The sequence below is a fragment of the Brachybacterium sp. GCM10030252 genome (assembly GCF_042666535.1).
In the GTDB taxonomy this organism is placed as follows: Bacteria; Actinomycetota; Actinomycetes; order Actinomycetales; family Dermabacteraceae; genus Brachybacterium.
This window is the reverse complement of record NZ_JBHTDM010000007.1, coordinates 101,934-114,432: the sequence shown is the minus strand read 5'-3', so window position 1 is coordinate 114,432 and position 12,499 is coordinate 101,934. Positions and strand designations below refer to the sequence as shown.

Below are 12,499 nucleotides of genomic sequence, written 5' to 3'. Positions count from 1 at the left end.
GAGGCATTCGCGTCGCGCCCGCACCCGCGCCCCGGCCCGTCGGGCACGAGGGATCCCTCAGGTCAGGAGACCTTGATGATCGCCTTGCCGAAGTTGTCCCCGCGTAGCATCCCGACGAAGGCGTCGGGGGCGTTGTCGAGGCCCTCGGTGATGTCCTCGGTGTAGGTGACCTCGCCGGAGGCGACCCACTGCGTCATGTCCCGCAGGAAGTCGGAGAACATCGAGCTGACGAACTCGCGCTGGATGAAGCCGCGCAGGGTGAGGCTCTTGGACAGCACGGCGCCCATCAGCTGCCCGCTGCGATCGGGGCCCTCGGGCAGCGAGGTGGCGTTGTAGTTCGCGGCCAGCCCGCACACGGGGACGCGGGCGAACTCGTTCAGCTGCGGCAGCACGGCATCCCACACGGGCCCGCCGACGTTCTCGAAGTACACGTCGATGCCGTCCGGCGCGGCCTGCTCGAGGCGGCCGGGAAGATCCGGTGCGCGGTGGTCCAGCGCCTCGTCGAAGCCGAGCTCACGCAGATGGGCGATCTTGCGCTCCCCGCCGGCGATGCCGACGGCCCGGGCGCCCTGGAGCTTGGCGATCTGGCCGACGGCGGAGCCGACCGGGCCGGTGGCGGCGGCGACCGCGACGGTCTCACCCGGCTGCGGCTTGCCGATGGCCAGCAGGCCTGCGTAGGCGGTGAACCCCGGCATGCCGAGCACGCCGAGCGCAGTGGTGACCGGGGCAGCGTCGGGATCCAGCCGGCGCAGCCGCTCGGCGGGCTCGAGGCTGTACTCCTGCCACCCGCCGTAGGACAGGACGATCTCTCCCGCGGTGAACTCCTCGGCCCCGGATTCGACCACCTCGGAGACGGTGCCGCCGACGACGACGTCCCCGACCTCCATCGGGGCCGCATAGGACTTGGCATCGCTCATGCGGCCGCGCACGTAGGGGTCCAGCGAGATGTAGCGCGTCCGCAGCAGCACCTGGCCCGGGCCGGGGGAAGGGACGGCGACTGCGTCATGGAGGAAGTCGCTTCCGGTGGGTTCTCCGTGGGGCCTCGAACCGAGGCGGATGCGGTGGTTCAGTGCTGTCGTGCTCATTATGCGAGCGTATGCCCGCAGGTCGGGGAGATGTCCAGGTGTGAGGAGGCGATCTCGGACACGACGAAGGCCCCGGAACCATGTTCCGGGGCCTTCGTGAGGGGCGACCCTGACCGGGCTTGAACCGGCGACCTCCGCCGTGACAGGGCGGCACTCTAACCAACTGAGCTACAGGGCCTTGGTGTTCGATCCGCTCGGCGGATCGACCTGGATAACTCTACCGGACCTTCGCGGCGCTCACAGCCACTTTGGCTGTGAGCCGTCTCGCACCTGCCGCCCGAGGGGCGGCCGACGTGGTCGGCTCCGACAGTATGCCGGGTCAGACGGTCCGCTGAGTAGAGTCTCTGGGCATGACCCACGACACCGCCGAGTCCACGCCCCCGCAGCGCCTCCGCTGGTCATCGCCATCGTGGCGATCATCTTCGGCGTGATCGGCCTCGTGTCGACAGGGCGTCGCCGCACGGCAGCGATCGTCGGGACGACCTTGGGCGTCTCCCACGTGGTCGTAGCGGGGCTCGGACTGGTGGGGATCATGATCGTCGGCGCAACGCTCAGCTGACGATCGAGAGCCAGTTGACGCTCGAGGGCGGCGCGCTGTCCTCGCGCGTCCGGTCCCACTGCGATGTGATGTTCTGCCCGAGAGACTCCGATGGCCTCCGGACTGGAGTCCGAAGGCCATGGTCGAGTTCTTCAGAGCAGGTCAGAGGAGTACCCCCAACGGGATTCGAACCCGTGTCGCCGGCGTGAAAGGCCGGTGTCCTAGGCCGCTGGACGATGGGGGCCCGGACAGCGAAAACTGCCCGCCGCAGAGCATACCTGCCCGTCGCGCATGCCGCGCGCGCACTGCCGGTCGATGCGGCGTATCCGACATCCGCCTCGAGCGCTCTCACGTCCCGCCCCGCTTTCCGTGCTCATTCCTTCCGCGCTTCCTGCGCACCTCTCCTCCGCCCGTGACGGTTGCATGTCGGTCTGCCCATCAGGCGCTGGGCGTGAGCGTGGTTCGATGGCTCCATGATCACGATCAGCCGCGAGGAGTTCGAGGAAGCGGTCGACGACGCCCTGGACTCCCTGCCCGAGGAGGTCGCCCGCTCCATCGCCGAGGCGAATGTGGCGATTCTGGTCGAGGAGGAGCCCAGCCACGAGCACTCCGCCGGCACCGAGCTGCTGGGTCTGTACGAGGGCATCCCGCTGGACAAGCGCAGCGTCTTCGACGGCTTCGCCCAGCCCGACCGGATCTTCATCTTCCGCGGCCCGCTGCAGCGCACCGCCCTCTCCCGCGAGCACCTCGTGGAACAGATCGCCGTGACGGTGCTGCACGAGCTCGGCCACCTCTTCGGCATCAGCGACGCGCGCCTGCACGAGCTCGGCTGGGGCTGAACGGCCGCTCAGCCCTCGACGGCGGGGTCCACGTCGAGATCGCTGAGGCCCGCCTCGTGGGCGATGATCGCGATCTGGACGCGATTGGTGCAGTCGAGCTTGGCGAAGATCTTCGAGACGTGCGCCTTGACCGTCGCCTCGCTCATGAACAGGCGCATCCCGATCTGCGCGTTCGACAGCCCCGCGCCCACGGCGCCGAGCACCTCCGTCTCGCGCTCGGTGAGCTGGTCCAGCCCGGGGTGGCGCTCCTGGCGGGAGCCGGGATTGGCGTCGGAGAAGTGGGAGAGCATCCGGCGGGTGATGGTGGGGGAGAGCATGGCGTCACCGCCGGCGACCACGTGCACCGCCCGGGCCAGCTCCTGAGGCGGGGTGTCCTTCAGCAGGAAGCCGCCCGCCCCGGCCTCGAGCGCCTGGAACACGTACTCGTCCATGTCGAACGTGGTCAGCATGATGATCTTCGGCGGGTCCGGCAGGGCCGAGACCGCTTTGGTGGCGGCGATGCCGTCCATGCCGGGCATGCGCACGTCCATCAGCAGCACGTCGGGCCGATGCTTGTGCACCAGCGGCACCGCCTCGGAACCGTCCGCGGCCTGGCCGAAGATCTCGAGCGTGGGATCGGCCCCCAGGATCATCGCCAGCCCGGCGCGCACCAGGGAATCGTCGTCGATCAGTCCCACGCGCGTCACGTTGTCGTCGGCCACGGGATCACCGCCCTCACTTCGAAGCGTCCATCATCGGTGGGCCCCGACGTGATCGTCCCACCCGCATGGGCCACGCGGGTCTCGATGCCCGACAGTCCCATCCGGGCCCCGGGCAGATCAGTCGTGAACCCCTTGGGCAATACATTACTGACCTCGATGATCAGCTCCGTGCCGGGCTCGCCGATCAGGGCGACCCGGGCCTTGGTGTGCAGGGCGTGCTTGTGGATGTTCGTCAGCCCCTCCTGCACGACCCGGTACGCGGTGCGCGCCAGCGGATCGGGGACGGGATCGTCGATGAAGTCGAACAGATCCACCGTGATCCCCGCATCCTTCGAGGTCTCCACCAGGCGCCGCACGTCCTCCCACGTCGGCTGCGGCATCAACGGGGCTTCCTCGCCGTCGCTGCGCAGCACGCCCAGCACCTCCCGCAGCTCCGACAGCGCGGTGGTCGCCGTCTGCCGGATCAGCGCGGCCGACTGCTCGACCTGCGCCCGCTCCAGGTTCGAGTTGACCTCGAGCGCCCCGGCCTGCAGGGCGACCAGCGAGATCTTGTGGGCGACGATGTCGTGCATCTCCCGGGCGATGCGGGTGCGCTCGGCGCGGCGGGCCTGCTCCTCCGCCGCGGCCTGGCCCGTCTCCGCCTGCTCGGCGCGCTTGTGCAGCTGCGCCAGCAGCATGCGTCGCGTGGAGATGTACATCCCGGTCGCGGCCGCCGCGGCGACCACGAGCACCGTCAGGACCAGGCCCATGACCGTCCCCGTCGTCGAGATCGCAGGACCCTGCAGCGCCGCCACCGGCACCGCCCCCGAGGCCACCGCGAGCACCGAGACCAGGAAGGTGCGCAGGCGGCTGGTGCTGCGGGTGGCATAGGCGTAGGTGACGATGATCAGGATGGCCAGCGACCATGACAGGGAGTTCAGCGCGAGCACCAGCGGCAGCAGCCACGGCCAGTGACGGTGCCGGAACATCAGTGCCCCCGCGAGCAGAGCGGCGAGCCCGGCCCGCCACCACTCGCCGGGGCTGGTCGCCGTGAGCACCAGCAGGACCACTTCGATCCCCACCACGGCGAGGACCAGCGCTTCCTGCCAGATCCGGCGCACGGGCGCTCCCAGTTCCTCCACGTCGACACTGTATCGGCGCGCGAACTGCCTGCGGCGTCCCGACCCCCGTTGCCGGACCCATCCAGCCGGAGGTCGAGCCGCGCATCGACGGAGGTCGTAGCACGGCCGACGGGAACCACTGAGGATCCCGACGTTCGTCATCGAGCGCCTGACCGCCGGTCGCTGTCGCGAGCAGACCGCCGGGGAGGAGGCTCGGGACCATGACGACGAACACCGGCCCCCGTGACGAGACCCCCAGCGGCGACAACGGCACCCGCGACCCCTCCGCGCCCACCCTCACCGCCGGCAGCGCAGCCCTCGAGGTGCGCGCCGTGACCAAGCGCTACGGCGGCCGTGCCGCCGTGGACGATCTCAGCTTCGTCTGCCACCCCGGCACCATCACCGGCTTCCTCGGTCCCAACGGTGCCGGGAAGTCCACCACCCTGCGGATCCTCACCGGCCTCGCCGAGCCCGACGCCGGCCAGGCCCTCGTCGGCGGCGCGGACTACCGCAGCCTCGACCACCCCGCGCGCATCATCGGCGTGATGCTCGATGCGCGCGCCCTGCACAGCGGCCGCACCGGGCTGGAGACCCTGCGCCTCGCGGCGCGCACCATCGGCATGCCGCCGGCCCGGGCCGACGAGGTCCTCGAGATGGTCGGGCTTGCCGACGCCGGCGCCAAGCGCGTGGGCGGCTACTCCTACGGCATGCGCCAGCGCCTCGGCATCGGCGTCGCCCTCATCGGCGACCCCGCCGTGCTCGTGCTCGACGAGCCCGCCAACGGCCTGGACCCCGAGGGGATCCGCTGGATGCGTCGCCTGTTGCGCTCCTTCGCCGATGCCGGCGGCACGGTGCTGCTGTCCAGCCACCAGCTGCGCGAGGTCCAGGCCACCGTCGACCGGCTGGTGGTGATCGCCGGCGGCCGGCTGGTGAAGGAGGGCACACTCGAGGACCTCACCGCCGGCGGCGGCACCCACGTGCGGGCCCTGGACCCGGCGGCGCTGATCACTGCCCTGGACAAGCACGGCATCGCCTACGAGCACCGCCCCGGAGAGATGCTCGAGGTCAGCCTCGCCCCGGAGGACGTCGGCCGCCTCGCCCTGCGTGAGCAGATCGTGTTGACCTCCCTCGGTGCGGCCGACGGCGGCGGCCTCGAGGAGATCTTCTTCGCCCTGACCGGGCAGACCGAGCCGGAGGCCGCCGACGGGGGCTCATCGCTCGCCCAGCCCATAGAGCCCGCGTCGGTCTGACTCCGCGCGCCCCCACCGAGGGACCGCGGCCGCTTTCCCTCACGGGCGCCCGCGCTCGATCCTGAGCGTGACGCCCTGCCCGTGACCTTCATCGACTCTTCCGAGGAGACCCCCATGCGCCCCCTGCTCGACATCCGCGCCTATCTCGATACTCGCGCCGCCGCCATCATGGTGGCCATCAGCCTCATCCTCGTCGCCGCGTTCGCCGGTCTCGGCGGGCTCCTCCAGCCCGCGCTGCTGCCCGTGAACACCTCCGACTTCGAGAACACCGTCATCGTCCTGACCCTGCCGCTGACGCTGATCATCCCGATTATCGCGGTCCTGATCACCGCAGGGGAGTGGTCCGACGGCTCCATCCAGGTCACTCTCCTCCAGCGCCCCGGGCGCCTCGCGGTGCTGGCCTCGAAGACGCTCGCCGCGATCGTGGTGGTCGGTGTGCTGGTGGCGATCTCCCTCGCGCTCGCAGCCCTGGCCACCTGGATCGGCGGCGAGATGCTCGGCGACGGCGCGAGCTTCGACTCGCTGGACGGCGTGCTGAGCACGCAGCTGCCCGTGATCGCCGTGACCCTGCTGTTCTCCCTGGCCATGGGCCTGGCCCTGCAATCGACCGTGCTCGGCCTGATCGCCGCGATCGGGTTCCCCTTCGTGGTCGGCACCGCCTCCGCCGTCGGAGTCCTGACCGGCTCCGAGTTCCTCACCGACCTGGTACGCGCATTCGACCTGCAGACCGCCGCCACGGCCTTCGGGAACGGCGAGGCGACAGCCTTCGAACTGATCCCGCTGGTGCTGCTGGTGATCCTCCCGGCCGCGTTCGGGATCTGGCGCTGGTCTCACCGCGAAGTCGGATGACCCTCGGCGAGCCGACGGAGACGGAACGTCGCAGCCTGACACCCCGGACCGGAAGCTAGGACGGCAATGGACCCGGCCCGAGCCGGGTGGCGCGGCCCGAGCGGGACCCGGCGAGGCCTAGGATGGCCGGGCCCCGCTCCTCGCGCGCATCCGACCCGCGGCCGGGTCCGATCGTCGGATGAGCGCTCCGGGGCTGCACTCCTCGGCGGCCCCGTCGCCCCGGTCCCGTCCGTCCTCAGACAAGGAAACACCGCATGACCTTCGCAGGCCTGTCGCCTCGTCCGTTCGCCCGCATCACCGCAGCGGCGGCAGCGGCGGTCCTGCTGATGGCGGGGTGCACCCAGGACGACGTCGGCCCCGACCGGAGCACCGGCTCGGCCAGCGACGGCGGCGGCGCCACCCAGCACGCCCCCGCCGGAGAGGCGGATCTGCCCCTGACGGAGATCGGGACCTCGGCCGCCCAGGACCTCGGCACGGACTTCGCCACCGACCCCGCCTACGCCGAGTACTACGAGCAGTCCATCGAGTGGGGCGAGTGCGAGGACGTCGCGAACCCGGACGCCGAGTGCGGGACCATCACCGTCCCCCTGGCATGGAACGATCCGTCGGCCGGGGACATCGAGATCGCCGTCGCCCGTATCGCGGCCACCGGCGAGGCCACCGGATCCCTGGTGGTCAACCCGGGCGGCCCGGGCGCCTCCGGCGTCAACTTCCTGGAATCGGCGCCGTACTTGATCTCTCCCGAGGTCAGCTCCTCCTACGACCTCGTCGGCTTCGACCCCCGCGGCGTCGCCCGCTCGGCCGGCATCGAATGCCTCAGCGACGAGGAGACCGACGAGTACCGCTCGGTCACCGCCGAGGCGGGGACCCCGGAGGCCGACCAGCTCGCCGAGGAGTGGAACACCCGTCTGGCCGACGCCTGCGAGCAGAACTCGGGGGACGTGCTGGCCTACCTCGACACCTACTCCGCGGCCCGCGACATGGACGTGCTGCGCGCAGCACTGGACTCGGAGCAGCTGGACTACCTCGGCTACTCCTACGGCACCTACCTCGGGGCCACCTACGCCGATCTCTACGCCGATCGGGTCGGCAAGTTCGTCCTGGACGGCGCCATGGATCCCACGATCACGATGGACGAGCTCTCCGCCGGGCAGGCCGAGGGCTTCGAGCAGGCCACCGAGGCGTTCCTGCAGGATTGCCTGGACAGCGCCGATTCGTGCCCGTTCTCCGGGGACCCCGCGGCCGCCAAGGACGAGCTGATCTCGTTCTTCGAGTCCGTCGATGACGAGCCGCTGGAGACCGACGATCCCCAGCGGCCGCTGACGGGCGCGCTCGCGCGATCGGCCGTGATGTCGATGCTGTACAGCGACCAGTCCTGGACGGAGGGTCGCGAGGCGCTGACCGCCGCCATGGCGGGGGACGGGCAGCCGCTGCTGGCCATCGCGGACCGCTCCGCCGAGCGCCTGCCCGACGGCACCTACCGCACCAACTCGACCTACGCGATCACCGCCGTGAACTGCCTGGACCATCCCGGCATCGCCGACGAGCAGTGGCAGGACCAGGAGGCTGAACGACTCGCGGAGGAGTTCCCGACCTTCGGGCCGACCATGGGCAACGACAACTCGCCGTGCGCCCAGTGGCCGGAGCCCGCGCTTCGCGAGCCCGCGCCGATCGCCGCGGAGAGCGCCGGCCCCATCGTGGTGATCGGCACCACGGGCGATCCGGCCACCCCGTACAAGTGGGCCGAGAGCCTCGCCGACCAGCTCGACAGCGCGAGCCTGCTGACCTTCGAGGGCAACGGCCACACCGCCTACGGACGCTCCGGCGGCTGCATCGAGGAGCAGGTGGACGCCTACCTCCTCGAGGACACGGTCCCGGAGGACGGGCTGACCTGCTGAGCGTGACGCGGATCGCGGCCGATCGCTTTGCGCCCGCCGCTGCGAGTCCCGTACAGTGATGCGGTCCGCCATGTGACCGGCGGGAACGCCGCCTTAGCTCAGTCGGTAGAGCGATTCACTCGTAATGAATAGGTCGCCGGTTCGATTCCGGCAGGCGGCTCGGGAGAGGCCCTCTGACCAGCGCACCAGCTGGACAGGGGGCCTCTGCTCTGCCCGAACCGCGAGCGCTCCGCCCGTTCGTGCTGTTCCTCTCCCCACGAAGTGCGCGCCGCGCGCTCCCGCTCGCAGTGTCGCCGGAGCCGAACCGCATAGGGTCGTCCCGACACCCCGCCGAGTCACAGGAGCACCCATGGACCGCGACAGCCTGACCACGTTCATCGCGAGCACGATCGCCGGCCCCTCGGGCCGGCACGACGCCAGCGACTTCGATCTCGACGCCATCGCCGACGACCTCCAGCAGCTGGCCGAGAGCAAGAACCTAGACAGCGTCGAGGACCTCCGCACCGCTGACTTCTGGGCCGCCGTGGAGAAGCACCGCCACCAGTCCTGACGCGACGCCAGCTCTGACGCGACGCCGGCTCTGACGCCGCGCCCGCCTGGCGCGACGCCGGCTCTGATACCGCGCCCGCGTCCGCCGAGCGGCACCGATCCTGGACGCGTGCGTTTTTTTGGACAAGTCCAGAAAACGCGCTAGGGTGGGCGTCATGCCGAACGCCGACCGCGCCCCCGCTCTGCGGAACGCCGGTCTGCGCGTGACCGCCCCGAGGCTGGCGACCCTGGAGGTCGTCGCCGAACACCCCCACGCCGATGCCGACTCCGTCGCCCATGCCGTCCGGGAGCGCCTGGGAGCGGTCTCCCGCCAGGCCGTGTACGACGTCCTGCACGCCCTGACCGAGGTCGAGCTGCTGCGACGTGTCCCCGTCGCGGGCCGCAGCGCCCGCTACGAGCTGCACGAGCACGACAACCACCACCACCTCGAATGCCGCGTCTGCGGGCGCCTCGAGGACGTCCCGTGCGCCATCGGCGAGGCCCCCTGCTTGCTGCCCCACGACGACCTCGGCTTCGAGATCGAGGTCGCCGAGGTCGTCTACCGCGGGGTGTGCGCCGCGTGTCGCGACGAGGCCGCCACGTCCGCCGCCGCGACCGGTGCGTCGGCATCCTCCACCGCTGCCGCCGCTCAGCTCGACTCGCCCGATTCGTCCTCGCCCTGATCGCTCCGGCCCTGCCGGTGCGAGACGGGCCGTCGTCTGTCCGCCTTTCGTGACAACTTGTCAGTACCCATCACCAACCCAGGAGAAGTACATGAACGACTTCGACCCAACAAAGAAGAGCACCACGGAGTCCGGTGCTCCGCGCGAGTCCGACGCGCACTCGCTGAGCGTCGGGGCCGACGGCCCGCTGCTGCTCCACGACGTCGCCCTGGTCGAGAAGCTGGCCCGCTTCGACCGCGAGCGCGTCCCGGAGCGCAGCCCCCACGCGAAGGGCTCTGGCGCCTTCGGTGAGCTCGAGGTGACCGAGGACGTCTCGAAGTACACCAAGGCGGACCTCTTCCAGCCCGGCCGCAAGACCCCGCTGCTGCTGCGCTTCTCCACCGTCGCCGGCGAGCTGGGCTCGCCCGACACCTGGCGCGACGTGCGCGGCTTCGCGCTGAAGTTCTACACGCAGGAGGGCAACTACGACCTGGTCGGGAACAACACCCCGATCTTCTTCCTGCGCGACCCGATGAAGTTCCCCGACTTCATCCACTCCCAGAAGCGCACCCCGGCTTCGGGCCTGCGCGACAACACCATGCAGTGGGACTTCTGGACCAACTCCCCCGAGAGCGCCCACCAGGTCACCTACCTCATGGGTGACCGCGGCCTGCCCAAGACCTGGCGCCACATGAACGGCTACGGCTCGCACACCTACATGTGGGTCAACGCCGACGGCGAGAAGTTCTGGGTCAAGTACCACTTCCACACCGACCAGGGGATGGAGTTCCTCTCCAACGAGGAGGCCGACCGCCTCGCCGGCACCGACGGCGACTACCACCGCCGGGATCTCTTCGAGTCCATCGCGGGCGGGAACTTCCCCAGCTGGACCGTCTCGGTGCAGGTGATCCCGTACGAGGACGCGAAGCACTACCGCTTCAACATCTTCGACCTGACCAAGACGGTCTCCCACGAGGACTACCCGCTGATCAAGGTCGGCACGATGACCCTGAACCGCAACCCGGTCAACCACTTCGCCCAGGTCGAGCAGGCCGCGTTCAGCCCCTCGAACACGGTGCCCGGCATCGGCCTGTCCCCGGACAAGATGCTGCTGGGCCGCTCGTTCTCCTACCCGGACGCGCAGCGCCACCGCATCGGCACCAACTTCAACCAGCTGCCGGTGAACCAGCCGATCGTGCCCACGAACTCCTACGACAAGGAAGGGTTCATGGAGTTCCTGCACAGCGGGGACGCGCCGGTGTACGCACCGAACTCCTACGGCCGCGCCTACCAGGACACCCAGGGCCCCTCGGAGAACGGCTGGGAGGCCGACGGGGAGATGGTGCGCGCCGCCTACACCCTGCACGCCGAGGACGACGACTTCGGACAGGCCGGCACGCTGGTGCGGGAGGTCTTCGACGACGCCGCCCGTGATCGCCTGGTCGAGACCGTCTCCGGTGCCCTGAGCACCGTCGAGGAGCCGGTCCTGTCCAAGGCCCTGCAGTACTGGAAGAACATCGACACCACCATCGGCGAGCGGATCGAGCTGGCCGTCGGCACCGCCAAGGCGGATCAGCAGCCCGGCGGGGACCCGCTGGAGGCCTGAGCCACCGGAACCGGGTCCAGCGTGCGGCCCGGCCGCGGACGAGAGGAAGCGGCCCGTCCCTCACACGTGGGGGACGGGCCGCTTCTGTACGTCGTCGGTGGCTCGCGCTGTCGCGGTCTGTCCGCGGGTCTGGCGCCGGCCGGCGTCGCTCACACCACGAGGACCTCGCTGGGGGCGGACAGCAGCAGCTTCTGCACGGTCAGGCCCAGCAGGTGGCGGGCCAGGTCCTTCTGGCGCCGGATGCCCAGGACCAGCAGTTCGGCCTTCTCCTCCTCGACCACCGTCAGCAGCACCTCGGCGATGTCCTCCTCGGTGTGCTCCTGGCGGATCTCCACGCGCACGGGAGCCTGCCGCAGCTGGTCACGAGCGATCTCCAGCTGCTGGTCGTCGGCGTGGCGGGGGTCTTCGGTGACCCCTTCGCGCACGACGTTGACCACGATCAGCGGGCCGCCTCGCAGCTCCGCCTGCTCACGTGCAGCTGCCAGCGCCTTGAATCCCACGTCGGTGGGGATGAATCCGACGACGACTGCCATCTGTTCTCCTGAGGTGCGGTCCGAGCCCGGCCCGCGCCCGGTCAGCGCGCGCCTGCCCCCGATCCTACGGGCTCGGCCCGAGCTCCCGGCACGAGGGGCCTGACCGGGTGGACGGCCGGGAACGTCGTGGTCGTGATCGAAGCGGCCCGGACGATCCTCAGAACTCGGAACGGGCCGAGGACGTCGGTTCGGGGGAGCGCCGCTGGCCCGAGAGCTTCTGGATCTCGTCCATGATCCGCGCGTTCATCACGCGTCGTCGGACCCCCTTGGACAGACTGGGATCGACGTCGGCGATGTCCAGCGGCTCTCCCACGCGCACGCTGACGGTGCCGCGTTCGGGGATCGCCGTGGTGAACAGATGCTGGGTGCCCTTCAGCCCGACGGGGATGACGGGGCAGCCCGATTCCAGCGCGAGCCAGGCGGCGCCCTGCTTGCCCGGATGCAGCAGCCCGTCCTTGGAGCGTGCTCCTTCGGGGTAGATCCCGAAACCGGAGCCCTCGCGGAGGATCTCCAGAGCCGCTTGCAGCGCGCCCTTGCCGGACGAGAGCGCCTCGCGATCCACCGGCACGGCGCCGACGGCATCGAAGAACCAGCGCAGGACGCTGCCCTTGATCCCTTGATGGGCCCAGAGCGTGTCCTTGGCCACGAAGCGCACCTGCCGGGGGAAGACCACCGGGATGACGAAGCTGTCGATGTTGGCCAGGTGGTTCGAGGCGATGATGAAGCCGCCCTCGCGCGGCACGTTCTCCATCCCCGTGACCCGGGGGTTCCATGCGAGCCGCACGAGCGGCCTGACGACCGTGCGAGCACCGAAGTAGAAGCGGCTGGCCACGTAGTCCTCCTGAGACGTCTGAGATCGCCGTCTACGATATCCCCGCCGGCCGTGGCCGGGTTGCCGCCGCCGGATGCT

At 70.3% G+C, this 12,499-nt stretch carries 13 protein-coding genes and 3 tRNA genes; 9 read left to right on the top strand and 7 right to left on the bottom strand.

Annotation, left to right across the window (positions count from 1 at the left end; all coding sequences use genetic code 11):
- Positions 1-62 precede the first annotated feature (62 nt).
- Together ACFQRJ_RS06875 and ACFQRJ_RS06870 are read right to left on the bottom strand one after the other, a co-directional pair.
- A complete protein-coding gene (locus ACFQRJ_RS06875) occupies positions 63-1,085 on the bottom strand; it encodes an NADP-dependent oxidoreductase (protein WP_377018242.1) in 1,023 nt (340 codons plus the stop codon).
- Positions 1,086-1,189: 104 nt separating this feature from the next.
- Positions 1,190-1,263 (bottom strand) — tRNA-Asp (locus ACFQRJ_RS06870).
- A gap of 231 nt (positions 1,264-1,494) precedes the next feature.
- Between ACFQRJ_RS06870 and ACFQRJ_RS06865 the strand changes: the two genes are divergently transcribed.
- Complete coding sequence (locus ACFQRJ_RS06865; RefSeq protein WP_377018241.1) at positions 1,495-1,644, top strand: hypothetical protein; 150 nt, start codon at positions 1,495-1,497, stop codon at positions 1,642-1,644.
- A 150-nt stretch (positions 1,645-1,794) separates the two neighbouring features.
- On the opposite strand, the gene ACFQRJ_RS06860 is transcribed toward ACFQRJ_RS06865, so the two are convergent.
- Positions 1,795-1,867, bottom strand: a tRNA-Glu gene (locus tag ACFQRJ_RS06860).
- Between the two features lie 229 nt (positions 1,868-2,096).
- Here ACFQRJ_RS06860 and ACFQRJ_RS06855 point away from each other — a divergent pair.
- Positions 2,097-2,462: a metallopeptidase family protein gene (locus tag ACFQRJ_RS06855; protein WP_377018240.1), complete on the top strand. Its 366-nt coding sequence runs from the start codon at positions 2,097-2,099 to the stop codon at positions 2,460-2,462.
- A gap of 8 nt (positions 2,463-2,470) precedes the next feature.
- Here the strand turns inward: ACFQRJ_RS06855 and ACFQRJ_RS06850 are convergent, their stop codons facing one another.
- Together ACFQRJ_RS06850 and ACFQRJ_RS06845 are read right to left on the bottom strand one after the other, a co-directional pair.
- Positions 2,471-3,163, bottom strand: a complete 693-nt coding sequence (locus ACFQRJ_RS06850; protein WP_377018239.1) for a response regulator — start codon at positions 3,161-3,163, stop codon at positions 2,471-2,473.
- Positions 3,145-4,284, bottom strand: coding sequence for a sensor histidine kinase (locus ACFQRJ_RS06845; protein WP_377018238.1), 1,140 nt, complete (start codon positions 4,282-4,284; stop codon positions 3,145-3,147). The genes ACFQRJ_RS06850 and ACFQRJ_RS06845 overlap by 19 nt, the downstream gene beginning before the upstream one ends.
- 200 nt (positions 4,285-4,484) lie before the next feature.
- Between ACFQRJ_RS06845 and ACFQRJ_RS06840 the strand changes: the two genes are divergently transcribed.
- The 7 genes from ACFQRJ_RS06840 to ACFQRJ_RS06810 all read left to right on the top strand — a co-directional run bounded on the left by ACFQRJ_RS06840 (position 4,485) and on the right by ACFQRJ_RS06810 (position 11,056).
- Complete coding sequence (locus ACFQRJ_RS06840) at positions 4,485-5,513, top strand: ABC transporter ATP-binding protein (protein ID WP_377018237.1); 1,029 nt, start codon at positions 4,485-4,487, stop codon at positions 5,511-5,513.
- Between the two features lie 114 nt (positions 5,514-5,627).
- Positions 5,628-6,362, top strand: a complete 735-nt coding sequence (locus ACFQRJ_RS06835) for an ABC transporter permease (protein ID WP_377018236.1) — start codon at positions 5,628-5,630, stop codon at positions 6,360-6,362.
- A 254-nt stretch (positions 6,363-6,616) separates the two neighbouring features.
- The gene (locus ACFQRJ_RS06830; RefSeq protein WP_377018235.1) at positions 6,617-8,260 is read left to right on the top strand and encodes an alpha/beta hydrolase; all 1,644 of its coding nucleotides are present in this window, start codon (positions 6,617-6,619) and stop codon (positions 8,258-8,260) included.
- Between the two features lie 87 nt (positions 8,261-8,347).
- A tRNA-Thr gene (locus ACFQRJ_RS06825) sits at positions 8,348-8,420 on the top strand.
- A gap of 189 nt (positions 8,421-8,609) precedes the next feature.
- On the top strand, positions 8,610-8,810 hold the full coding sequence (locus tag ACFQRJ_RS06820) for a hypothetical protein (protein WP_377018234.1): 201 nt from the start codon (positions 8,610-8,612) through the stop codon (positions 8,808-8,810).
- A 154-nt stretch (positions 8,811-8,964) separates the two neighbouring features.
- Positions 8,965-9,471 carry a Fur family transcriptional regulator gene (locus ACFQRJ_RS06815; RefSeq protein ID WP_377018233.1) on the top strand — a complete coding sequence of 169 codons (507 nt, stop codon included), beginning with the start codon at positions 8,965-8,967 and terminating at the stop codon, positions 9,469-9,471.
- 91 nt (positions 9,472-9,562) lie between these two features.
- Positions 9,563-11,056 (top strand): catalase, encoded by a 1,494-nt coding sequence (locus ACFQRJ_RS06810; RefSeq protein WP_377018232.1) that lies wholly within the window; start codon positions 9,563-9,565, stop codon positions 11,054-11,056.
- 149 nt (positions 11,057-11,205) lie between these two features.
- On the opposite strand, the gene ACFQRJ_RS06805 is transcribed toward ACFQRJ_RS06810, so the two are convergent.
- Both ACFQRJ_RS06805 and ACFQRJ_RS06800 read right to left on the bottom strand, forming a co-directional pair.
- A complete protein-coding gene (locus ACFQRJ_RS06805) occupies positions 11,206-11,589 on the bottom strand; it encodes a universal stress protein (protein ID WP_377018231.1) in 384 nt (127 codons plus the stop codon).
- Between the two features lie 157 nt (positions 11,590-11,746).
- Positions 11,747-12,421: a lysophospholipid acyltransferase family protein gene (locus ACFQRJ_RS06800; protein ID WP_377018230.1), complete on the bottom strand. Its 675-nt coding sequence runs from the start codon at positions 12,419-12,421 to the stop codon at positions 11,747-11,749.
- Between the last annotated feature and the right edge of the window lie 78 nt (positions 12,422-12,499).

Coding starts and splice junctions, on each gene's coding strand:
- ACFQRJ_RS06830 (WP_377018235.1), top strand. CDS start 6,617: ATGACCTTCGCAGGCCTGTCGCCTCGTCCGTTCGCCCGCATCACCGCA.
- ACFQRJ_RS06815 (WP_377018233.1), top strand. CDS start 8,965: ATGCCGAACGCCGACCGCGCCCCCGCTCTGCGGAACGCCGGTCTGCGC.
- ACFQRJ_RS06840 (WP_377018237.1), top strand. CDS start 4,485: ATGACGACGAACACCGGCCCCCGTGACGAGACCCCCAGCGGCGACAAC.
- ACFQRJ_RS06855 (WP_377018240.1), top strand. CDS start 2,097: ATGATCACGATCAGCCGCGAGGAGTTCGAGGAAGCGGTCGACGACGCC.
- ACFQRJ_RS06835 (WP_377018236.1), top strand. CDS start 5,628: ATGCGCCCCCTGCTCGACATCCGCGCCTATCTCGATACTCGCGCCGCC.
- ACFQRJ_RS06810 (WP_377018232.1), top strand. CDS start 9,563: ATGAACGACTTCGACCCAACAAAGAAGAGCACCACGGAGTCCGGTGCT.
- ACFQRJ_RS06805 (WP_377018231.1), bottom strand. CDS start 11,589: ATGGCAGTCGTCGTCGGATTCATCCCCACCGACGTGGGATTCAAGGCG.
- ACFQRJ_RS06875 (WP_377018242.1), bottom strand. CDS start 1,085: ATGAGCACGACAGCACTGAACCACCGCATCCGCCTCGGTTCGAGGCCC.
- ACFQRJ_RS06820 (WP_377018234.1), top strand. CDS start 8,610: ATGGACCGCGACAGCCTGACCACGTTCATCGCGAGCACGATCGCCGGC.